The organism is Achromobacter sp. NPDC008082, assembly GCF_042957345.1.
In the GTDB taxonomy this organism is placed as follows: domain Bacteria; phylum Pseudomonadota; class Gammaproteobacteria; order Burkholderiales; family Burkholderiaceae_B; genus Achromobacter; species Achromobacter kerstersii_A.
Genome location: NZ_JBIBIB010000001.1, coordinates 1,518,913 through 1,538,402, shown reverse-complemented (window position 1 = coordinate 1,538,402; position 19,490 = coordinate 1,518,913). Strand labels below are relative to the sequence as shown.

21 protein-coding genes and 1 pseudogene are annotated in these 19,490 nt (G+C 64.6%); 15 read left to right on the top strand and 7 right to left on the bottom strand.

The features are described 5' to 3' along the window. The first annotated feature begins 220 nt into the window (after window positions 1–220). The 5 genes from ACFZAI_RS06945 to ACFZAI_RS06925 all read left to right on the top strand — a co-directional run bounded on the left by ACFZAI_RS06945 (window position 221) and on the right by ACFZAI_RS06925 (window position 3,754). The gene (locus ACFZAI_RS06945) at window positions 221–766 is read left to right on the top strand and encodes a sigma-70 family RNA polymerase sigma factor (RefSeq protein ID WP_391566206.1); all 546 of its coding nucleotides are present in this window, start codon (window positions 221–223) and stop codon (window positions 764–766) included. Beyond that, window positions 763–1,446, top strand: a complete 684-nt coding sequence (locus ACFZAI_RS06940; protein ID WP_391566205.1) for an anti-sigma factor domain-containing protein — start codon at window positions 763–765, stop codon at window positions 1,444–1,446. Before ACFZAI_RS06945 ends, ACFZAI_RS06940 begins: the two co-directional genes overlap by 4 nt. A gap of 87 nt (window positions 1,447–1,533) precedes the next feature. Then, complete coding sequence (locus ACFZAI_RS06935; RefSeq protein WP_054427911.1) at window positions 1,534–2,082, top strand: fasciclin domain-containing protein; 549 nt, start codon at window positions 1,534–1,536, stop codon at window positions 2,080–2,082. 134 nt (window positions 2,083–2,216) lie between these two features. Next, entirely contained in the window at window positions 2,217–2,993 is a 777-nt protein-coding gene (locus ACFZAI_RS06930) for a tetratricopeptide repeat protein (RefSeq protein ID WP_391566204.1), read from the top strand. Then, a complete protein-coding gene (locus tag ACFZAI_RS06925; protein ID WP_391566203.1) occupies window positions 2,990–3,754 on the top strand; it encodes a hypothetical protein in 765 nt (254 codons plus the stop codon). The genes ACFZAI_RS06930 and ACFZAI_RS06925 overlap by 4 nt, the downstream gene beginning before the upstream one ends. 103 nt (window positions 3,755–3,857) lie before the next feature. On the opposite strand, the pseudogene ACFZAI_RS06920 reads toward ACFZAI_RS06925, so the two are convergent. From ACFZAI_RS06920 to ACFZAI_RS06910, 3 genes and pseudogenes are all read right to left on the bottom strand, one after another. Continuing rightward, window positions 3,858–4,595: pseudogene (locus ACFZAI_RS06920) on the bottom strand (YoaK family protein); the annotation flags it as partial. Between the two features lie 78 nt (window positions 4,596–4,673). Further along, window positions 4,674–5,903 (bottom strand): SMI1/KNR4 family protein, encoded by a 1,230-nt coding sequence (locus ACFZAI_RS06915; RefSeq protein ID WP_391566202.1) that lies wholly within the window; start codon window positions 5,901–5,903, stop codon window positions 4,674–4,676. A 99-nt stretch (window positions 5,904–6,002) separates the two neighbouring features. Next, a complete protein-coding gene (locus ACFZAI_RS06910; RefSeq protein WP_391566201.1) occupies window positions 6,003–7,049 on the bottom strand; it encodes an aldo/keto reductase in 1,047 nt (348 codons plus the stop codon). 318 nt (window positions 7,050–7,367) lie between these two features. Between ACFZAI_RS06910 and ACFZAI_RS06905 the strand changes: the two genes are divergently transcribed. The 6 genes from ACFZAI_RS06905 to ACFZAI_RS06880 all read left to right on the top strand — a co-directional run bounded on the left by ACFZAI_RS06905 (window position 7,368) and on the right by ACFZAI_RS06880 (window position 12,347). Then, window positions 7,368–8,333, top strand: a complete 966-nt coding sequence (locus tag ACFZAI_RS06905; RefSeq protein WP_391566200.1) for an AraC family transcriptional regulator N-terminal domain-containing protein — start codon at window positions 7,368–7,370, stop codon at window positions 8,331–8,333. Between the two features lie 148 nt (window positions 8,334–8,481). Further along, a complete protein-coding gene (locus ACFZAI_RS06900) occupies window positions 8,482–9,453 on the top strand; it encodes a LysR substrate-binding domain-containing protein (RefSeq protein WP_391566199.1) in 972 nt (323 codons plus the stop codon). Between the two features lie 117 nt (window positions 9,454–9,570). After that, the gene (gene ycaC / locus ACFZAI_RS06895) at window positions 9,571–10,194 is read left to right on the top strand and encodes an isochorismate family cysteine hydrolase YcaC (protein WP_391566198.1); all 624 of its coding nucleotides are present in this window, start codon (window positions 9,571–9,573) and stop codon (window positions 10,192–10,194) included. A 143-nt stretch (window positions 10,195–10,337) separates the two neighbouring features. Next, complete coding sequence (locus ACFZAI_RS06890) at window positions 10,338–10,901, top strand: DUF3455 domain-containing protein (RefSeq protein ID WP_391566197.1); 564 nt, start codon at window positions 10,338–10,340, stop codon at window positions 10,899–10,901. 154 nt (window positions 10,902–11,055) lie between these two features. Beyond that, complete coding sequence (locus ACFZAI_RS06885) at window positions 11,056–11,625, top strand: sigma-70 family RNA polymerase sigma factor (protein ID WP_391566196.1); 570 nt, start codon at window positions 11,056–11,058, stop codon at window positions 11,623–11,625. Further along, the gene (locus ACFZAI_RS06880; RefSeq protein WP_391566195.1) at window positions 11,622–12,347 is read left to right on the top strand and encodes an anti-sigma factor domain-containing protein; all 726 of its coding nucleotides are present in this window, start codon (window positions 11,622–11,624) and stop codon (window positions 12,345–12,347) included. The genes ACFZAI_RS06885 and ACFZAI_RS06880 overlap by 4 nt, the downstream gene beginning before the upstream one ends. A gap of 14 nt (window positions 12,348–12,361) precedes the next feature. Here the strand turns inward: ACFZAI_RS06880 and ACFZAI_RS06875 are convergent, their stop codons facing one another. Further along, a complete protein-coding gene (locus tag ACFZAI_RS06875; protein ID WP_391566194.1) occupies window positions 12,362–13,510 on the bottom strand; it encodes a sterol desaturase family protein in 1,149 nt (382 codons plus the stop codon). Between the two features lie 254 nt (window positions 13,511–13,764). Between ACFZAI_RS06875 and ACFZAI_RS06870 the strand changes: the two genes are divergently transcribed. Beyond that, window positions 13,765–13,989: a YdcH family protein gene (locus tag ACFZAI_RS06870; protein ID WP_391566193.1), complete on the top strand. Its 225-nt coding sequence runs from the start codon at window positions 13,765–13,767 to the stop codon at window positions 13,987–13,989. 15 nt (window positions 13,990–14,004) lie between these two features. Here the strand turns inward: ACFZAI_RS06870 and ACFZAI_RS06865 are convergent, their stop codons facing one another. The 3 genes from ACFZAI_RS06865 to ACFZAI_RS06855 form a co-directional block, all read right to left on the bottom strand. Further along, the gene (locus ACFZAI_RS06865; protein WP_391566192.1) at window positions 14,005–14,991 is read right to left on the bottom strand and encodes a tripartite tricarboxylate transporter substrate binding protein; all 987 of its coding nucleotides are present in this window, start codon (window positions 14,989–14,991) and stop codon (window positions 14,005–14,007) included. A gap of 112 nt (window positions 14,992–15,103) precedes the next feature. Beyond that, on the bottom strand, window positions 15,104–16,330 hold the full coding sequence (locus ACFZAI_RS06860) for a CaiB/BaiF CoA transferase family protein (RefSeq protein ID WP_391566191.1): 1,227 nt from the start codon (window positions 16,328–16,330) through the stop codon (window positions 15,104–15,106). Between the two features lie 27 nt (window positions 16,331–16,357). Next, window positions 16,358–17,314, bottom strand: coding sequence for a hydroxymethylglutaryl-CoA lyase (locus tag ACFZAI_RS06855; RefSeq protein ID WP_391566190.1), 957 nt, complete (start codon window positions 17,312–17,314; stop codon window positions 16,358–16,360). Window positions 17,315–17,426: 112 nt separating this feature from the next. On the opposite strand from ACFZAI_RS06855, the gene ACFZAI_RS06850 reads away from it, so the two are divergent. From ACFZAI_RS06850 to ACFZAI_RS06840, 3 genes are all read left to right on the top strand, one after another. Then, on the top strand, window positions 17,427–18,335 hold the full coding sequence (locus ACFZAI_RS06850; protein ID WP_391566189.1) for a LysR family transcriptional regulator: 909 nt from the start codon (window positions 17,427–17,429) through the stop codon (window positions 18,333–18,335). 112 nt (window positions 18,336–18,447) lie between these two features. Next, window positions 18,448–18,699 carry a hypothetical protein gene (locus ACFZAI_RS06845; protein ID WP_391566188.1) on the top strand — a complete coding sequence of 84 codons (252 nt, stop codon included), beginning with the start codon at window positions 18,448–18,450 and terminating at the stop codon, window positions 18,697–18,699. A gap of 118 nt (window positions 18,700–18,817) precedes the next feature. Continuing rightward, on the top strand, window positions 18,818–19,420 hold the full coding sequence (locus ACFZAI_RS06840) for a LysE/ArgO family amino acid transporter (protein ID WP_391566187.1): 603 nt from the start codon (window positions 18,818–18,820) through the stop codon (window positions 19,418–19,420). Window positions 19,421–19,490 lie beyond the last annotated feature (70 nt).

Sequence of the window (19,490 nt, the reverse complement as noted above, 5' to 3'; positions counted from 1 at the left end):
GCTTTGTCTGCTCCTCCTGTGTTTCGGTTGCAAGCTCATCGCTTCTGCCGGGCCGGCCGGGGCCCGGATGCCTGGGCGGAATCCGCGTAGCGGGTATCGCCGCCGGTGCGCGAGATACCGCGCAAAACCGGTCTGGCGCATTGTATGCCCCGTCAGGGATGACGGCGACCACCGCCCCGGGTATGCTCTGGCACAGCACGCCCTTCCCCCCTAGGAACCGATGCCCGACGCCCAGCACCTCCAGGCCCTGCTCCTTCAGTGCGCAGATAAACGCGAATCCGCGCTGGCGGAGATTTATCGCCTTGCGTCCCCGCATCTGTTTGCGCTGGCCAGACGTATGTTGAGAGACCAGGCCGCTGCGGAAGACGTGCTTCAAGAGTGTTTCGTGTCGATCTGGCGCCAGGCCGGGCAGTACCAGGCCGAGCAGAGCCAGCCCATGACATGGATGACCCGTATCGTCCGCAACCGGTGTATCGACCGCTTGCGGCGCCCCGACATCGTGGTGCCCGACCCGGACGATACGCTGACCCTTGCCATGGCCGACGATAGCCCCGGCCCGCTTGCCCGGCTGCAAGACAGTCAGGAAGGCCGGCGGCTGGCCGATTGCATGGGCCAGCTGGAAGGCCCGCAGCGCGTCGCTATCGCCATGGCGTTTTTTGACGACATGGCTCACCCCGACATCGCGGCGCGCCTGGACACGCCGTTGGGAACGATCAAGAGCTGGATACGCCGTGGGTTGCAACGGCTGAAAAGGTGCCTGGAATGAATTACCGCCACCCCGAACTGCAAGACCGCCTGGCCGCCGAGTACGTGCTGGGCGGCCTGCGCGCGGGTGCGCGGCGGCGCTTCCAGCAATTGCTGCGCGACGATGCCGGCCTGCGCCGCGCGGTCACGGAATGGGAAGACCGGCTGCTGCCGCTGGCGCTCGCCCTGCCCCCGGAAACGCCGCCCGCGCATGTGTGGAAAGCCATTGCCGCCCGCATTGCGCCCGCGGCCAGCCCCACGCCTGCCCGCGCCGCGCCGGGCCGCGGTCTTTCATGGTGGCGCACGCTGTCTGCCGGCCTGGCCACGGCCGTGGTGGTGCTGGCCTTCCTGACGCTCAAACCGCCCGCCACGCCGCAAGACGTGCGCACCGTGGCCGTGCTGTCCGGCGAAAAGACGCCGGGCGCGATGGTGGTGAATACCTTGCCTGACCAGCGCTTGTCCGTGCAGCCCATGCAGGATCTCGTTGCCTTGGCCGATGGCCGCGCGCTGGAACTGTGGGCGATCTCGCCCGGCCAGGCGCCGCGTTCGTTGGGCGTGGTGCTGCCCGGCCAGACCACCGTGCTGTCGCCGCGCCTGCCGCCGCGGCAAGGCGATACGGTTGCCATCACGCTGGAACCCGCAGGCGGCGCGCCCAATGGCGTGCCGACCGGTCCTGTCGTGTTAAGCGGCAAGGTGATCTGATCAGGGTTTGTCCCTAGTCAAACGGACGCATCCATTTGCAGGCCAGCCGCGTATCTCCTCATGACGGCCACACAAAAGGAGATCGTCATGAAATTGCTAGCCTCGATTGCCATCGCTTGCTCCGCCCTGACCCTGTCGCCCGTGTACGCAGCCGACGTCATGGTGGGCGGCCAGCCGATGATGCCCGCCAAGAACATCGTGGCGAACGCAGTGAATTCCGCGGACCACACCACATTGGTTGCAGCCGTGAAAGCGGCGGGCCTGGTCGATACGCTGCAAGGCAAGGGTCCGTTCACGGTGTTCGCACCCACCAATGCCGCCTTCGGCAAGCTGCCTGCCGGCACGGTGGACACACTGGTCAAGCCTGAAAACAAAGCGACGCTGACCAAGATCCTGACTTACCACGTGGTGCCTGGAAAGCTGGACTTCGACGCGCTGGCCGCCAAGATCAAGAAGGGGGGCGGCAAGACCGAACTGACCACCGCCAGCGGCGGCAAGCTGTGGGTGATGATGAACGGCAAGCACAACCTGACGTTGAAGGACGAAAAGGGCGGCGTGTCGACCATCAGCACGTATGACGTCTACCAGTCCAACGGCGTGATCCACGTCATTGATACGGTGCTGATGCCGCAGTGATCAACGCGGCCCTGGCGCCGCCACGTGTCACGCAGCGCCCGGCCTTTGTGCCGGGCTTTTTCGCAGCCGGCCGGGCTTACGGTATCGTAGGGACCCAATTTGCCTCACGCTCCCTACCTGGAACCGCCGACCCCATGCTTGCGATCCTGCGCCGCCGTCTGCTGTCCGTTCTGCTGTCCTTTTTGCTGCCCTTTTTGTTGCCCTTGCTGCTGTGCTCGCCGCTGCTGATCCTGGCGCCGCCCGCCGCCCACGCGCAAAGTGCGGCGCAGCTGGACCACGCGTATCAATCGGAACTTCAGGCGGACAACGACGCCCTGCGTGCGCGCATCCAGCAGTTGCCGCCCGCGATGCAGAAATTGAACTCGCAGATCTCGGCCGCGTTGCGCGCCGGCAATCGTCCGGAGGCGCAGCGTGTCGCCGAAGAGATGGCGCGACAAGATCCCGGCAATGCGGATGTCCGGCTGTTCCTGGGCAAGCTGCACGCCCAGCAAGGCGACCTGCCCGCCGCGCAAGACCTGTTCGAGCAGGCCATCAAGCTGAACCCGGACAACAAATGGGCCTACGTCAACAAGGCCGGCACGCAGGCTGAACGGTCTGACCTGCCCAACGCGCTGGCCACTACCCGTGAACTGACCGCTCGCTTTCCCGGCTGGAGCATCGGCTACAACTTGCAGGCATCGTTGCTGGAGGCCATGGACCGCAAAAGCGACGCGCTGGACGCTTATCAAAAAGCCGTGCGCGCCCAACCCGCCAGTGCGCTGATCCTGACGAATCAAGGCAATCTGCTGCGCCGCATGGGGCGCTTGCCCGATGCGCGCCTGTCCTATGAAGATGCATTGCGGATTCAGCCGGGCTATGCGCTGGCCGAATCGGCACTGGCTGATTTGCCGAACTCACCGGGGAAACCATGATGAAGCGCCGTCCACTGCTTGTGGGGCTGAGTTTGGGCTGGCTATTGACTGCCCCGTTGCGCGCCTTGGCCGCAACTGACCGCAAGCCGATCATCCGGCAGGTGTTCGCGATGCCGGCCGACGCCATTTCGATGTCTTCCCAGCACGCGGCTCTGATACGCCTGCTGCGCGTGCTATGGATGCCTATTGAATCCGGTGCACCCGGCATCGATTTCGAACAACCGCTGCTAGGCGGCGCCGACACGCTGGCCATCGCGCGCCAGGCATTGAAGACGTCGGATGATGCGCTCGCCATCCGGCGCATGGCCGAGGTGTGCCGCCTGGTGCCCGGCTTTGTGGCATCGGGGGGAACACTTGCGCCGGGTCATTACCCGCTGCCGGCCGAGATGAAAGAAGCGTTCGACTTTCCCGAAAGCGGTGTCGATGCGCAAGGCCGCTTCACGCTGCGCGCCGAACACCTGACGGTGTTGCGCGCGGCCGCCTGGCGCGAAGCGAATCCGCAGCAGCTGGAAGCGGTGCTGCGCGAAGGGGATCGGTACTGGCCCGCGCCGCTGATCGACGGCAAACGGCCCTATGGCGACGCCAGCTACTACCAAATCGACATGGCGCGCCTGCTGGGTGATCCCTATCCGCTGAACGCCAACGGCTACGCCATCACCGAACCGGCCAAGGATGCCCGGCTGAAACAGCTGCACTACGAGACCTTCGCCGCGCTACAGGTTTTTCTGGGCCACGCCACGATGCGCAAAGCAAAGCGATGACGTTGGGGTTGCCGCTGTCGTTGCCACTGAAATTGCCGTTGCGGTTGCGGGTGCCGCAGACGTTGCCGCCGCTACTGCCACGCTAAGCGCGGCGCAGGAAGCTGCGGATGTCGTCCGTAATCGGCACCGCCGCCAGCAGCATCAGCAACAGCGCCAGCGGCCAGGTCGAACCGAAGCCGAAATGGTAGAACGAATACGCGCCCGTCACGCCGCCCACGAAGAACAGCGACACCATCAGGCTCAGCACGACGAGTTTGCCGCGATCGGCCCGTACGTGCGGCGTGGTCTGCGCATCGCTCTTGGCGACGTTCCAGTAAAACAGCTTGCCCAGTTCAATGCCGATGTCGGTCACCATGCCGGTGACGTGCGTGGTGCGGATCTCGGAGCGCGACACCTTGGTGATCATCGCGTTTTGCAGGCCCATGATGTAGCACAGCAGCATCACGGTGCCCGGCACATAGAACCAGCGCAGCGTTTCCAGGTTGGCGCCCAGCAGGCCGAAGATCAGCAGCAGCACGGCTTCCAGCAGGAGCGGCAGCGCGTATTCGCTGGCCAGATGCGAGCGCCGGCCGAAGTTGATCAGGAACGCGGAGCTGGCCGCGCCCGCCAGAAACGACAGCAGCGCCGCCACGCCCTGCAACACCACCACCACGCCGCCCAGCGCCATGTGGTCGGCCATCATCGAGACGATGCCCGACATGTGAGAGGTGTATTGCTGGACGGCCAAAAAGCCGCCCGCGTTGACCGCGCCGGCGGTAAAGGTCAGGAAGTAGGCAAGATGCCTGTTGGCTTGCGGGCTACGGCTAACCGCCGTCAGTCGGCGCAGATACGGAATGGCCACGCGGTTCCCTTGTCATTGCGACGCGACAGACATTCTAGTCGGGGAAGGCGGCGGGCGGCCGGCCGGCGCCGAGCACCGTCACAACGAAAACGCCCGCAGGTTGGCCACGCGTTCGGCAAGGCCCTCTGCGCCAAGGTAATGGCCCAGCTTGCCCGCGCGCACGCGGCGCAGGTCTTCCTCGTAGCTGTTGGCCATGGCATCCCGCACCTCGGCAAATGCGGCGGCGATACCGTCACCGCAGGCGGCTGCAACAAGGCGCGCGGCCTCGGGCGATCCGCAGGCCGCGCATCGGGCCACGCCCAAGGCATCGGCTTGGGCGCCCTGCGCCAGCAGCCGCTCGACGAGCGCCGCCGAAGGCTTGTCATCAAAGCGATGAATGGCCGTGGGGCTGACCGTTGCGCCGGCTTGCAGCAAGGCGTCGGCGGCGGCGTACGCGTGCTGCATCAACGCCACTTCCACCGGCTTGGCGCTGCCGCGCAAGGGCTGGTCAAAACGCATGCCCTGGTCAGCCAGTTGCCGCACCAGCGCCGCGTCATCGTTGCTTAATGCATGCTGCAAGGCCAGGCCGGCCAAACGCGGCGATTCCATCAACGTGCCGGCTGCCAGCGGGCCACGCCAATCCACCAATGCGCGCCGGTAATAGGCGATGAGCGCATCGGCCAGCGCTTGCGGCATGCCGTGGTCCGACACCCGTTCGTCCACATATTCCAGCACGCGCACACCGGGACTATCCACGTCGTCTTCGGGGTCTGTCTCCAGGCACAGCGCGGCGAAGGCGGCGAGCAGATCCGGTGCAATGGTGGCTATGCCATCCTGTTGCAGCGCATGCGTCCAGCCGGGCAGGCCTTGCTTCCAGGCGACGATGCTGCCCGCGCGAGGGCCGGGTTCCGTCGCCACATAGATGCGGTCGCAGTATTCAAAACCGCCAATCGGCAGATAGCGCAGCGTGCCGTTCCAGGTCTCGCCGTCCTCGGTGGCGGCTTCTTCCGCGCACTCTTGTTCGTGTTCGATCCAGCCTTGCAGATCGCGATAGTGGTCGCTGCCGTCATAGAACAGTTCGGACCAGCTCAACGCCTCTTCATTGCCGTCCATCTGCGCGCGCAAGTCGTAGGCGAGTTCGCCGCCGGCCGTCAGGCGCCAGAGGTCGCGCAGGGCTTGAGGCAAGGGGCCGGCGCAGGCGGCTTCAATTTCAGCGATGCGCGCGTCTGCCATCGGCGGCTGCACCGCAATCAGCACGCGGCCGGCAAACAGCGCAATGCCGTGTTCGCGCAAAACGCGCACATCATCGGGGGAAAACGGGTCGGTCATCGGGCGTCGTCTATCGTGAAAACTGCCCTGGATTCTACTAGCCGGCCATCCCAACAGGATGGCCGGCCGCAGCGTCCAGATGACGCCGCCGGTTGCGTGTTACGCGGTGCCCGATTCCAGCAGTTGCTTGCGGCGGAACTCGCCCTGGCGCACGTGCATCCAGCCGGGATACTCCGGCGGCAGCGCGCTGACCTTGTCCAGCGCGGCCAGTTCGTCTTGCGTCAGCTTGATGCCGGTAGCGGCCAGGTTGTCGTCCAGCTGATCCACGCGCTTGGCGCCGATGATGACGCTGGTGACCACTTGCTGATGCAGCAGCCAGGCCAGCGCCACTTGCGCCACCGACACGCCGCGCGCATCGGCCACGGATTTCAGCACGTCGATGCTGTCGTAGGCGCGGTCGCGGTCCACGGGCGGGAAGTCGAAGGCGGCGCGGCGGCTGCCGGCTTCGGCCGAACCATCGCGGCCATACTTGCCGCTGAGCAGGCCGCCCGCAAGCGGGCTCCACACCATCAGGCCGACGCCTTCGCTTTGCAGCATGGGCACGAGTTCGCGCTCCAGGTCGCGGCCCGCGATCGTGTAGTAGGCCTGTAGCGATTCAAAGCGCGCCAGCCCCAGGCGCTCGGCAATACCCAGCGCCTTCATGATTTGCCACGCCGCCCAGTTCGACACGCCCACATACCGCACATGGCCGTGCTGCACCAGCGTGTCCAGCGCGCGCACCGTTTCCTCGACGGGCGTGGCGGGGTCAAAGCCGTGGATCTGATAGAGGTCGATGTGGTCCAGCTGCAAGCGCGACAGGCTCTTCTTCACGCTGTCCAGAATATGAAAGCGCGAGTTGCCGCGCGCGTTCACTCCGGCGCCGGTCTGGCCGAACACCTTGGTGGCGATGACCACGTCGTCACGCGCCACCTTCAGATCGCGCAGCGCCTGGCCGGTGATGATTTCCGAGCGGCCTTCGGAATACACATCCGCCGTGTCGATGAAGTTGACGCCCGCATCCAGGGCGCGTCCGACCAGACGGTTGGCGTCTTCTTGTTGCAGGCTGCCGATCTTGCTCCACAGCTCGCCTTCGCCGCCGAAGGTCATGGTGCCCAGGCACAGTTCCGAGACGAACAGACCGGTACTGCCAAATTTCTTGTATCGCATGAGGGGACTCCTTCAGGGGCGTCGCCGGGCCGCGCGCCCCGGGATGGGACGCCGGGCGCCTGCTTGCCGGGGTGTTGACAGTATGCGTCGCCGCCCTGCTGATTGCGCTGCTTGATCCTGCCCTTTTTTTGCCTGATTCTCTGGCGGCTGCCGTGCAGGATCAGGCATGCGCCCGATCCTCCAAACTTTTTGCCCATTTCTCCACACCCGGAAAAAGGCGCTGTGCAGCGCGGCCGGGCCGCGCATACACTTGAGCGCATTCCCCCCTTGTTGCGCCGCCGGCCCGCCCGCGCGGGCGACGCGCCCTTCGGAGCCCACATGCCTATTACTACCGAACGACCGGGAGACTCCGTCAGCGCCGCCGCCTTGGATATCGCCGTCGAACCGGCCCGCCGGGAACTGTTGTGCACGCTGGACCGGATGACGGGCCACCTGGAAGGGTCATTGGAGACGCCCATCGAGGGGCTGTATCTGCACCGTTTGTCGCAGCCGACCGGCGCCAAACCCGGCTTGCAGAAAGCCGCGTTGGCGGTCATCGCCCAAGGGTCCAAGCGCCTGCTGATCGGCGACGAGAGCTTTGAGTACGACCCCTTCCACTATCTGATCTCGTCAGTGGACCTGCCTGTGGTGGCCAAGGTGTCTGTCGCCAGCCCCACCCTGCCGTACCTGGGCCTGCGGCTGGACCTGAACCCCGAAGAAATCGCTGAACTGATCAGCGACGAAAACCTGCCGCCGCTGGTGCCGGCCGAGGCGTCGCGGGCGCTGTGCGTGAATCCGCTGGGCGGCTGCCTGCTGGATGTGGTGCTGCGTCTGCTGCGCTTGCTGGACACGCCGCGCGACATCCCCATCCTGGCGCCCATGGTGAAGCGCGAGCTGCTGTACCGCCTGCTGATGAACGGCCAGGGCGTGGTGCTGCGCCAGTCGGTGCTGCAAGACAGCCAGTTGAACCGCGTGGCCAAGGCCATTCGCATCCTCCGCGACAACTACGCGCAGCCCTTGCGCGTGGAAGAGATTGCGCGTGACGTGCACATGAGCGTGTCGTCGCTGCATCACCATTTCAAGCAGGCTACCGCCATGAGCCCGCTGCAATACCAGAAGCATCTGCGGCTTCAGGAAGCGCGCCGGCTGATGCTGAGCGATGACGCGGGCGTGGCGCTGGCCGCGCACGCGGTGGGCTACGAGAGTTCGTCGCAATTCAGCCGCGAATACAGCCGCTTGTTCGGCACCCCGCCGCTACGCGACAAGCAGCGCTGGAAAGAAGAATCGGCCGGCGTGGCGGCCTAGGCCCGTTCGGCCCCACTCCCGTTCGGCCTCCGCTCCCGTTCGGCCCCGCTCCCGTTCGCTCCCCACTCCCCCCCTCGCCTTCCGCCCGAAGACTCGGGGGCGTTATATGCTCCCCGCTACGTCTTAATTCGGAAAACGCGGGAAGCCCATGCACGACTTGAATGATCTCTACTACTTTGTCCAGGTCGTGAAACATGGGGGGTTCGCCCCCGCCGGCCGCGCGCTGGATATTCCGAAATCCCGACTCAGCCGCCGCATCGCCTTGCTGGAAGAACGCCTGGGCGTGCGCCTGATTCAGCGCAGCACCCGCACCTTTGCCGTGACCGAGTTGGGGCAGGACTACTTCGACCAGTGCCTGTCGATGCTGGCAGGCGCCGAAGCCGCGCAGGATGTCATCGACCGCACGCACGCCGAACCCCAAGGCACCATCCGCATGAGCGCCCCGCCCGCGCTGATCTATTACTTTCTGGGTGACGTGGTGGCGCGCTTCATGGAAAAGTGCCCGAAGGTGCACGTGTATCTGAAGAGTTTTTCGCGCTCGGTCGATGTGCTGCGCGAAGGGTTCGACCTGGCCGTGCGCGTGCGTTTTGGGCCCATCGAAAGCAGCGATCTGGTGATGAAGCATCTGGGCATGAGCTGCCAGAGCCTGGTCGCCAGCCCGGCTCTGGCGCGCACCTTGCCCCCCAACGCCGACCCCGTGCAGATCAGCCAATTGCCAACGCTGGCGCTCGGCACCGAGCAGCGCGAATGCCAGTGGCGGCTGGATGGCCCGGACGGCCAGCGGCAGAACGTGCCGTTCACGCCCCGGCTTGTCACCGACGACATGCTGGCGCTGAAGCAGGCCACGCTGCGGGGCGTGGGGGCGGCGGCCTTGCCCTTGATGATGATCCATGAAGAACTGGACGCCGGCACGCTCGTGCCCGTGGGCGCGCCCTGGCACCCCGAACCTGGCGCCGTCCATGCCGTGTTCCCGTCGCGGCGGGGTTTGCTGCCTGCGGTGCGCGAACTGCTGGACTTCATGAGCACGGAGTATCGTGAAACGGCCCGGCGCGAAATGCAGACGCAACAGCGCCACGGCATATCAGCCCCCAAGGGAGTGGCCCCATCGTCCGATTTATAGAACGCTGAGACGCAAATTTCCCGTCTACCGGGGTCATTGGCTTGTATTTAGAATTCTGTTCATGCACTCACCGCGCAACACCGCGCACCAAAACCTGAAGACATAACGGAGCAAACCATGACCAAGCCCTACGTGAAACTGGACAAGAACGAAGCCGCCGTCCTGCTGGTTGACCACCAAGCCGGCCTGCTTTCCCTGGTGCGTGATTTCCAACCGGACCAATTCAAGAACAACGTGCTGGCGCTGGCCGATCTGGCCGAATACTTCAAGCTGCCCACCATCCTGACCACCAGCTTCGAAAACGGCCCCAACGGCCCGCTGGTTCAAGAACTGAAAGACAAATTTCCTGACGCCCCCTACATCGCCCGCCCCGGCAACATCAATGCCTGGGACAACGAAGACTTCGTGAAGGCCGTCAAGGCCACCGGCAAGAAGCAGCTGATCATTGCCGGCGTGGTCACCGAAGTGTGCGTCGCCTTCCCCGCCCTGTCGGCCCTGGAAGAAGGCTTTGACGTGTTCGTCGTGACGGATGCCTCGGGCACGTTCAACGAAGTCACCCGCAACGCCGCCTGGAGCCGCATGGAACAAGCCGGCGCCCAGCTGATGTCGTGGTTCGGCGTGGCGTGCGAACTGCATCGCGACTGGCGCAACGACGTGGAAGGCCTGGGCACGCTGTTCGCCAACCACATCCCCGACTACCGCAACCTGATGGCGTCGTACTCGGCCAAGGCTGCGAAGTAAGCGGTCTCCCCCTCCCCCTGCAGGCCGGATGCAAAAATATTTGCATCCGGCCTGCATCCGTTTCGGCCTCCCGCGTGTAGTACCTGTACCGGCGCGCATCGTGCGCGTCGTCTACAGACCTTTCACGTCGCTGGAGACCGCTCATGAAGACCCAACGTTCGAATCGCCTTCCCACCGTTGCCGGCCTGTTCGCCGTGTCGCTCCTGGCCGCTTGCGGCACGATGAGCTCGAAGTCCATGGCCTATTCGCAGGCCAGCCTGCCCGCCAGCGTCCAGGTGCCTGCCGGCAACAAGGTCGCCTGGGAAACCGTCGGCGTGGGCGAGATCACCTACGAATGCCGCGCCAAGGCCGACATGAAGAGCCAGACGGAATGGGTCTTTGCCGGCCCCAAGGCCGTGCTGAATGACCGCCAGGGCAAGCAAGTGGGCACGTACTACGGCCCGCCCGCCACGTGGGAGGCCATGGACGGCTCCAAGCTGACCGGCACGCAAGTGGCCGTGGCCCCGGCCGGCGACGGCAACCTGCCCTATCAATTGGTGAAGGCCAACCCCGCCATGGGCGCGGGCGCGCTGACGGGCGTGACCTACATCCAGCGCGTGGCGCTCAAGGGCGGCGTGGCGCCGAAAACGCCCTGCACGCCGGCGACTGTCGGCCAGAAAAGCCAGGTGCAGTACCAGGCCGACTACATTTTCTGGAAGGCGAACTAAGGCGGGGCTGCGCACGCAGATGTCTCAAGCCACCGGCCAGCCGATCACATCGGAGGGCCGGTGGCGGGAAAGAGTCCGGTAAGATGGCGCGATTCCTTGCCGTGCGTGCATTATGCGCGCGGCCGCCTCCTACTGACCTTTCTCTTGCTATCGCATGCCGAATCGCCAGACCCAGGATTTTGATTACGACGCGGCTATCAAGGCATGCGCGGCCGGCCATCGGCCCGCACTGGAAACCTTGTACCGGCAAGAAGGCCCGCGCCTATTGGGCGTGGCCCAACGACTGCTGCGCGATCGCGCTTGGGCAGAGGACATCGTGCATGACGCCTTCGTCAAGATCTGGAACCAGGCAGGCAGCTTCGACGCCGCGCGCGGCTCGGGGCGCGGCTGGCTCTACAGCATCACCCGCAACCTGGCGCTGAACGCGCTGCGCGACACCGCGCGTGAAACCGATGTCGACGACGACACCGCCGCGGCGCTAGACGCCCGCCACGCCATCGACGCCTGGCAAGACACCCGCGACGCCTTCGACTGGCGCGCCAGCGCCGGCCAGATCGGCCCGTGCCTGGAACAACTGGAACCCGTGCGCCGCAATTGCGTGCTGCACGCGTACGTAGAGGGGCTGTCGCATAGCGAAATCGCGCAGCGCCTGGGCGCGCCGCTAGGCACCGTCAAGGCCTGGATCAAGCGCAGTCTGCAAGCGCTCAAGGAGTGTCTGGCATGAGCGCCCCGCAAGATTTTCAAGACGACCGCGACGAACTCGCGGGTGAGTACGTGCTGGGCACCTTGTCCGCCGCGCAGCGCCGCGACGTGCAAGCCCGTCTGATGCACGACGCCGCGTTGCGCGAGGCCGTCGCCCGTTGGGAAGACAGGCTGCTGCCCTTGACCAACTTGTCCGAATCCGTTGAGCCTTCCCGCAGCTTATGGCCGCGCATCGTTCGTACCCTGGACGCGTCCCAAGCCGCAGCGCGCCCTGCCGCGCCCCGCGCGGCGGGGCTATGGAACAGCCTGAACTTTTGGCGCAGCCTGGCGGCCGGGGGACTTGCCGCCGTCTTGGTTCTGGGCAGCAGCTTGGCCTTGCGCCCCGCCGCCACGCCCGGCGCCCCGCAATATGTGGTGGTGCTGGTTGCGCCGCAATCGCAAGCGCCCGGTTGGGTGGTGCAAGCGCAAGCTGGCCAGAGCGCCGTGCAGCTGGTGCCGATCGCGGCAACCGAGGTGCCGCCTGATCGTGCGCTGGAATTCTGGACCAAGGCAGACGGCTGGGCCGGCCCCGTGTCGCTTGGCCTGATCAAGCCGGGTGAACCGGTCATCATCCCGCTGGATAAGCTGCCGCCGCTGGAACCCAACCAGCTTTTCGAGCTGACGCTTGAGCCCAAGACCGGTTCGCCCATCGGCAAGCCGACGGGTCCGATTCAGTTCATCGGACGCGCGGTGAAGATGTTGTAAGGGCTTAGGGGGCGCTACTTCCTGCGCGCGAACGGATACGCCTGTTGCGCCAGGAACGTGCCCGGCATGTCGTTATCCAGAATGCCGTAGTTCTCGGGCAAGCGCTTGCCCACACCACGCACGGCGGTGCCGAAGGCGTAGTCGATGAACGAGAAATGCGCGGCGTAGTTCTTGTCGATGGCTTCAGTGTCCGACGAGTGATGCCAGTGATGGAAGTCCGGCGTCACGATGATGTAGCGCAGCCAGCCCCACGGCAGTTTCACGTTCGAGTGAATCAGCACCGCCTGGAAGCCGACGATGATGATGTAGGCGTCCAGCACCGCTTTCGAAAAGCCCAGCACGAACAGCACGCCCAGCACGGCCACGCGCGTGATCAGCAATTCAACGATATGCAGGCGCGAACCCGCCAGCCAGTCCAGCGTGCGCGTGCTGTGATGCACGGCATGAAAGCGCCACATGAACGGCACCTCGTGATAAATCCGATGCGCCGCGTACTGCGCCAGGTCCGCCACCAGCACGGCGACGAACAGTTCCAACAAGTACGGCATCGACTGAATCGCGGCTTGCAGCGGTTCGTAAGCCGCCCACGAAAACAGCCGGTGAATGAAGAAGTTGATGCACAGCAGCACCGCCCCCACCGACAGGTGGTTGAACAGGAAGTGCTTCATGTCTACTTGCCACTCGCCCCGGAACACCGGTTGCCCCGGATACAGCGGCGTCAGCTTTTCAAAGATGATGAAGACCGTGCTGGACGCCAGCAAGTCCAGGATGAACCAGTCCAGGCCCAGGTAAGGATGGTTGCCCGTATTCGACGTGGTCACCACCACCTGGCTGCCGCCCGCCGCAACCGCGCAGCAGACCAGCAAGAAGGCCGTAATGTTCAGCCAGCGCTGGCGGCCCAGAATGGTATTGGCCAGCGCGATGGAACCAGACACCAGCAGCGCGGAAAACAGCAGTGTGCGCATCGCCTCGACGGAATAGAAGCTGCGCAATTCCGGCGTGGTCAGGTAGGCCGGGAAGTGAAACGCCAATACGCCCAGCACGGAAAGAATCGCCAGAAACAGCGCAATCACGCCGCTCATCATGCCGGTGCCAGCGTGAATACGCCCGTCTTGCCTGAAAAGTTCAAAGACCTGCCGATGAATAGGCGCGCGCTGTTTCATGTCACTTCTATGGCTAACCACGGGGAAGCGAGTGTATCGCCAGGAAAATTTGGCCTTGTAATGAAACGTGAGAATAAGAGACAGAGTTGCCGACGACGCGCGCGCCCTTGCGCGGCGTCAATTTCTGTCACGTGACGCGCCCGGCGCTTGGTTGACAACGCGCAGTCGTTGGCGTGTCATGGAATTGACGCTGACGCGTGCGCTACCCGACGCGCCGTCGGTCCCGTCAATCAGTTCACTTAAGAGAGGCCCCAATGTTCCCTGAATATCGCCAACTCATTACTCAACTGAAATCCGAGAACGCGCATTTTTCCGCGCTGTTCCAACGGCATAACGATCTGGACCAGGAAATTCAAAATATGGAAGACGGCACCGTGCCGACTTCGGGTGTGAACATTGAAGTGCTGAAGAAAGAAAAGCTGCACTTGAAAGACAAGCTATATGGCTTGCTGAAAGCGGCGGACCAGAACGGAGGCTGACCCGCCCCGCGCGGTTTACATCAGCTCCAGCCCCGCGCCTTTGACGACCGCCGCGTACTTCGCCATTTCGGAACGGAAGTACGCCACTGTCTGATCCGGTGGCATCAGCAGAATCTTGTTGTTCTGCGTGGCCATCGCCTGCTTGACCTCTGGCGTGTTGAAAGCCCGCCCCAGTGCATCGTAGATGCGGCGCACTTCGGCGGGCGGCAACTTCGCCGGCCCGGCCGCCGCAAACCATCCCCCAATCTCGTAGTCCGCCAACCCCTGCTCACGCACCGTGGGCAGATCCGGCAGCGCCGCCATGCGCTCGCCGCCACAGGCGCCCAGCGCCTTGAGCGCGCCGCTTTTCAATTGCGGCAATACCGACGGCAGCGACAGCACCCCAAAATCCACCTGCCCGCCGATCAGGTCCGCCATCATCGGACCCACGCCCTTGTAAGGAATATGCCGCGCCTTCACGCCTGCCTGCTGCACATACATTTCAGCGGCCAGATGCAGAATCGTGCCATTGCCTGACGATGCGTAGTTGTAGCGGCCCGGCTGCGCGGCCAGCAACGCGGTCAACGCGTTGATGTCGTCGGCGGGAATGTTCTTCGGGTTCGCCACCAGCAGGAACGGCGTCATGCCCACCATGCTGATCGGCGTGATGTCATTTAACGGATCGAACGGCAACGACTTGTACACGCTGGGAAAGATCACGTGATTGTTCGACAGCATGCTAAGCGTGTAGCCGTCTGGCGGGGAACGCACCAGCGCCGAGGTGCCGACGATGCCGCCCGCCCCGGGCTGATTTTCAACCACGACCGTATGCCCCAGCGCGCTAGACAATGCCGGCCCCGCCGCGCGGGTAATCGTGTCCACGCCCGACCCGACGCCCACGGGCAGAATGAATTTCACCGGGCGTTCGCCCTGCGCCCGCGTCATGGCGGGCGCGGCCAGCATCGCCGCGCCTAGCGCTCCCAACATCTGACGGCGGCTCCAGCCCGCGCGTTGATCGTTCATGTTTGTCTCCTATCGGTTTTTGTATCGGCCGACTGGCGCGGCCGTTTCAATACAGCAACTTCAATCTTGCATCGCGCGCACGACGGCAACCCCGCGCATCGGGCTACCTGCCTTATGCCGCGGCGCCCTGCTCGCGCATCGCCGCAATCTGGCCAGCGTCATAGCCCAAGCCCGACAAGACGGCATCGGTATCGGCGCCCAGCGTGGGCGGGTGCTGTCTGACGCCCAGGCGCTCGCCGTCCATCATCAGCGGAAACAGCGCCGCGCCCGCCATCTGGCCCGCGCGCTCGCCGTCCGGCAAACGGATGTCGGCTAGGCCACCCGTCGCGCGCAGATGGGGATCGTCATACAGGTCTTCGGGTTTGACGATGGGCGCAAACGGCAGCCCGATGCATTCGAACACCTGCGCCAATTCCGCCGCCCGATAAGCGCCCAGGCGCTGGCGCAGATCCGCCAGCAAGGTGTGGCGCACACGCACGCGATCGTTGTTGGTGGCCAAGGCGGGATCGCGCTTTAAGTCATCAAAGCCGAAGGCGTCGCAGAACGTGATCCACTGCGCATCGCTGACCGCCGCCAGGAAAATCTGCTCGCCGTCTTTCACGGTAAACACGTCGTACAGCGCCCAGGCGGAGACGCGGTCGGGCATCGGCGCAGACGGCTGGCCGGTGATGGCGTACTGCAACATGTGCTGGCCCACCAGGAACACATTGTTCTCGAACAAGGCCGACTGCACCTCTTGGCCGCGCCCGGTGATACCGCGCTGGATCAGCGCCGCCATCGCACCGATGGCGCCGAACATGCCGCCCATGATGTCGTTCACGCTGGTGCCCGCGCGCACCGGGTCACCCGGGCGGCCCGTCATGTAGGCCAGCCCGCCCATCATCTGCACCACCTCGTCCAGCGCGGTGCGCATGGCGTAAGGCCCGGGCAGAAAGCCCTTGTGGCTGACGTAGATGAGGCGCGGGTTCTCCTTTGCCAGCGACGCGTAGTCCAGCCCGTACTTCGCCATGGTTCCAGGCCGGAAGTTCTCGGCCACCACGTCGGCGCTGGCCGCCAGCTTGCGCGCCGCCGCCGCACCCGCCGTGCTCTGGATGTCCAATGCGATGCTCTTCTTGTTGCGGTTGAACATGGGGAAAAAGCCCGCCCCCACGCCCAGCAGATGGCGCGTGCGATCGCCTTGCACAGGTTCGACCTTGATGACCTCGGCGCCCAGGTCCGCCAGCACCATGCCGCACGTTGGCCCCATCACCATGTGCGTGAATTCCACGACGCGCAAACCAGCCAGCGGCAACGCGCGAGCGGGAGGGGAAACGGGGGTGTTTTCAATGGCGTTTGACATGAAGCAACTCAAAGTGGCGGGGCGCGTTCAAGCCGCACCCGCGTAGGAAGGAAATGTCTTGGGCAGGCCGGCGCGCCATAGCGCGCCATGCAGCGGCTGATCCGGCAACCAGCGGCTGGCGGCCTCGCGCAGGGCGAGTAAACGGCCGATGTCCACGCCGGTTGCGATGCCCATGCTTTCCAGCATGAACACCAGGTCTTCCGTGCTGACGTTACCGCTGGCGCCCGGCGCATGCGGGCAACCGCCAATACCCGCCAGACAGGCATCGAAACGCGACACGCCGGTCTCAAGCGCGGCCAGCACATTGGCCAGCCCCAGCCCGCGCGTGTCATGAAAATGCGCGCAACACAGGCGGTCGCCGGCAATACGGCGCGCCTGTTCGAACAGGCGCCGCACCGACGCCGGGTCCGCATAGCCGACGGTATCGGCCAGGCTGACGCGATCCGCGCCCGCATCCAGCAGCGCCTGCATCAGCCGCAAGACCTCGTCCGCCCGGACTTCGCCCTGCAACGTGCAACCAAACGCCGTGCCTACGCCGCCTTCAATCAGCATCGCCGACCCCGCGGCATCGCGCGCCGCGCGGATTTCGCCGACCATGGCCACCACGTCTTCGGGCGTCTTGCGTAAGTTGGCCAGGCTGTGCGCATGGCTGGCCGACAGCGGCACCAGCATCAGGTCGGCCCCGCTGGCGATCGCGCGCTCCGCGCCTTTCAAGTTAGGCACCAGCACCGAGACGAACAGGTCCGGCTGCTGCTTGGCATAGGACACCAGCGCATCGGTATCCGCCAACTGAGGCAATAGCTTGGCCGGCACGAACGAGCCCACCTCGATTTCACGCTGACCGGCGGCATACGCGGCGTCGATCCATTCGAATTTGGTCTGCGTGGGCAGCACCACCGGCAGGCTTTGCAGCCCATCGCGCAGGCCCACTTCACGCACGGTTGCGGCGGCCGGAAGACGGGAGGACGGGGTAAGGGTCGTCATCGCAACGGGAATCAGGTCTAGGAGCTGTCAGTTTAGATATTCTGGTTTCGCTCACCAGCGCTATTTAGGAACGTCTAATATTCCATATCGGAACTTCATCAAGCAGAGCGCGATGCGTGACCTGGACATCACCACCTTGAGGCTCTTCATCTCGGTCTGCGAGACGGGCAACATCGCGCGCGCCGGCCAGCACGCCAACATCGTGGGCTCGGCCATCAGCAAACGGCTGGCGCAATTGGAAGACACCGTCGGCGCCAAGCTGTTGACGCGCAAGCGGCGGGGCGTTGAACCCACCGAAGCGGGCGAGACGCTGCTGGAACACGCGCGCGCCATTCTGGCGAGCTCGGAGCGCATCGAACGCGATATGTCGGCCTATGCCAGCGGCGTCAAAGGCCAGGTCCGCATTCTGGCCACGGCGTCGGTGCTGGCCGAGTCGCTTGCCGAAGACATCGCCGCCTTTCTTCAGGCCGCCCCCCATCGCAACATTCGCGTCGACATGGAAGAGCGCGTCAGCCAGGACGTCGTGCGCGACGTCAAAGGCGGCATCGCCAGCCTGGGCATCTGTTGGGACGCCGCCGATTTCCACGGCTTGGCCACCCGCCCTTACCGCGGCGACCGGCTGGCCGTCGTCACCGCGCCCGGCCACCCGCTGGCGCAGCGAGACACCGTCTGGTTTGAAGAAGCGTTGGCGTACGAACACGTCAACATGCCTGCGGCCGGCGCCGTATTGCGCATGCTGCAAACTGCCGCCAGCCATAGTGGCAAGGTCTTGCGGCACCGGGTGACGGTCAGCAACTTCGACTCGGCCTTTCGGGTCGTGCTGGCCGGCCTGGCGATCAGCGTGGCGCCCATTGAAGTGGCCACGCCTTACGCCATGGCCCATGGCCTGCGGGTGCTGCCGCTGAACGACGCCTGGAGCCATCGCCGCTTCGCCATCTGCATGCGCGACGAAAACGCCTTGTCCGCCGCAGCCAGTTTGTTGCTGGATCATCTGGTGCAGGCCGGGCGACAAGGGGGCTGAAATGCGGGGCGGACGCTCATGCTGACGCGCTCGCCCGTTGCTTACATTTTGCTGAACAACTAGAATCGCCACCGCCCGGAACCTTGTCCGGATGAACACCATAGGCGTCAACATGTTGGACAGAGATTTCAAGGAAGGCGAACCGGTGTTACCGGTCACGGGATGGGCGATGATGCCCATCGCGGAATACGATTCCTTGCTGGTTCGGCTGGATTTCATTACCGAGGCCACGCAAACGCCCGACGAAGCCAGGCGCGGCCGCGTCTACGCGCTGACGTCAGAGCAAATCCAGATGCTGCTGCAATCGCTGCAACAGCAGCTGCAAAACCTGAGCGCCACGCCGCCAGCCAAGCAACAGCATTGAACGCCGCACATTCGGCAAATTCCCTTTATTTAGGAAAACTAAACAAGCTTTAGGCTATTTAGTTTTTCTAACGACGAAACAACGGCTAGTCTGTCGCCCTTTCCATTCAGGGTTCGCCATGACGACCGCCTTCATTCCCGGCTTTCTGCTCAGCCTTGGCCTGATCCTGGCAATCGGCGCGCAAAACGCATTTGTCTTGCGCCAGGGCCTGCGCCAGGAATACGTGTTCGCCGTCTGCCTGACATGTGCGCTGTCCGACGCCATTCTGATCGCCGCAGGCGTGGCCGGCTTCGGATTCGCCGCCGACACCCTCCCCTGGCTGGAACCCGCCATGCGATATGGCGGCGCGCTGTTCCTGTTCCTCTACGCCGCGCGCAGCCTGCGTTCGGCCCTGCGCACCCAACACGACAGCCTGGCGCCGTCGGCCAAACAAACCGCCGGCCTTACCGCGACGCTCGCGGCCTGCCTGGCGTTCACGTGGCTCAACCCGCACGTGTATCTGGACACCGTCGTGTTGCTGGGGTCGATCTCCAGCCAGTACGAAGGGCAAAAGGTGGCCTTTGCGCTGGGTGCAATGACGGCGTCATTCGTGTTTTTCTTCACGTTGGGATTTGGCGCGCGGCTATTGCGCCCCTGGTTCGCCAGCCCCAAGGCGTGGCGCGTGCTTGACGCGTGCGTGGCCGTTGCAATGTTCGCCATCGGGCTGAAGCTGGTGCTGTAACGCGGGCCGCTGCCCGCCGCTTGCGGGTGCCCGCAGTCATCTACAATCCGATGGCATCGGCCACCCGCCC

Excerpts from the sequence above, each read along its gene's own strand:
- ACFZAI_RS06945 (WP_391566206.1), top strand. The coding sequence starts at position 221 with ATGCCCGACGCCCAGCACCTCCAGGCCCTGCTCCTTCAGTGCGCAGAT.
- ACFZAI_RS06855 (WP_391566190.1), bottom strand. The coding sequence starts at position 17,314 with ATGACGACCCTTACCCCGTCCTCCCGTCTTCCGGCCGCCGCAACCGTG.
- ACFZAI_RS06940 (WP_391566205.1), top strand. The coding sequence starts at position 763 with ATGAATTACCGCCACCCCGAACTGCAAGACCGCCTGGCCGCCGAGTAC.
- ACFZAI_RS06910 (WP_391566201.1), bottom strand. The coding sequence starts at position 7,049 with ATGCGATACAAGAAATTTGGCAGTACCGGTCTGTTCGTCTCGGAACTG.
- ACFZAI_RS06865 (WP_391566192.1), bottom strand. The coding sequence starts at position 14,991 with ATGAACGATCAACGCGCGGGCTGGAGCCGCCGTCAGATGTTGGGAGCG.
- ACFZAI_RS06915 (WP_391566202.1), bottom strand. The coding sequence starts at position 5,903 with ATGACCGACCCGTTTTCCCCCGATGATGTGCGCGTTTTGCGCGAACAC.
- ACFZAI_RS06885 (WP_391566196.1), top strand. The coding sequence starts at position 11,056 with ATGCCGAATCGCCAGACCCAGGATTTTGATTACGACGCGGCTATCAAG.
- ycaC (WP_391566198.1), top strand. The coding sequence starts at position 9,571 with ATGACCAAGCCCTACGTGAAACTGGACAAGAACGAAGCCGCCGTCCTG.
- ACFZAI_RS06840 (WP_391566187.1), top strand. The coding sequence starts at position 18,818 with ATGACGACCGCCTTCATTCCCGGCTTTCTGCTCAGCCTTGGCCTGATC.
- ACFZAI_RS06905 (WP_391566200.1), top strand. The coding sequence starts at position 7,368 with ATGCCTATTACTACCGAACGACCGGGAGACTCCGTCAGCGCCGCCGCC.
- ACFZAI_RS06930 (WP_391566204.1), top strand. The coding sequence starts at position 2,217 with ATGCTTGCGATCCTGCGCCGCCGTCTGCTGTCCGTTCTGCTGTCCTTT.
- ACFZAI_RS06870 (WP_391566193.1), top strand. The coding sequence starts at position 13,765 with ATGTTCCCTGAATATCGCCAACTCATTACTCAACTGAAATCCGAGAAC.
- ACFZAI_RS06875 (WP_391566194.1), bottom strand. The coding sequence starts at position 13,510 with ATGAAACAGCGCGCGCCTATTCATCGGCAGGTCTTTGAACTTTTCAGG.
- ACFZAI_RS06935 (WP_054427911.1), top strand. The coding sequence starts at position 1,534 with ATGAAATTGCTAGCCTCGATTGCCATCGCTTGCTCCGCCCTGACCCTG.
- ACFZAI_RS06890 (WP_391566197.1), top strand. The coding sequence starts at position 10,338 with ATGAAGACCCAACGTTCGAATCGCCTTCCCACCGTTGCCGGCCTGTTC.
- ACFZAI_RS06845 (WP_391566188.1), top strand. The coding sequence starts at position 18,448 with ATGTTGGACAGAGATTTCAAGGAAGGCGAACCGGTGTTACCGGTCACG.
- ACFZAI_RS06880 (WP_391566195.1), top strand. The coding sequence starts at position 11,622 with ATGAGCGCCCCGCAAGATTTTCAAGACGACCGCGACGAACTCGCGGGT.
- ACFZAI_RS06925 (WP_391566203.1), top strand. The coding sequence starts at position 2,990 with ATGATGAAGCGCCGTCCACTGCTTGTGGGGCTGAGTTTGGGCTGGCTA.
- ACFZAI_RS06900 (WP_391566199.1), top strand. The coding sequence starts at position 8,482 with ATGCACGACTTGAATGATCTCTACTACTTTGTCCAGGTCGTGAAACAT.
- ACFZAI_RS06860 (WP_391566191.1), bottom strand. The coding sequence starts at position 16,330 with ATGTCAAACGCCATTGAAAACACCCCCGTTTCCCCTCCCGCTCGCGCG.
- ACFZAI_RS06850 (WP_391566189.1), top strand. The coding sequence starts at position 17,427 with ATGCGTGACCTGGACATCACCACCTTGAGGCTCTTCATCTCGGTCTGC.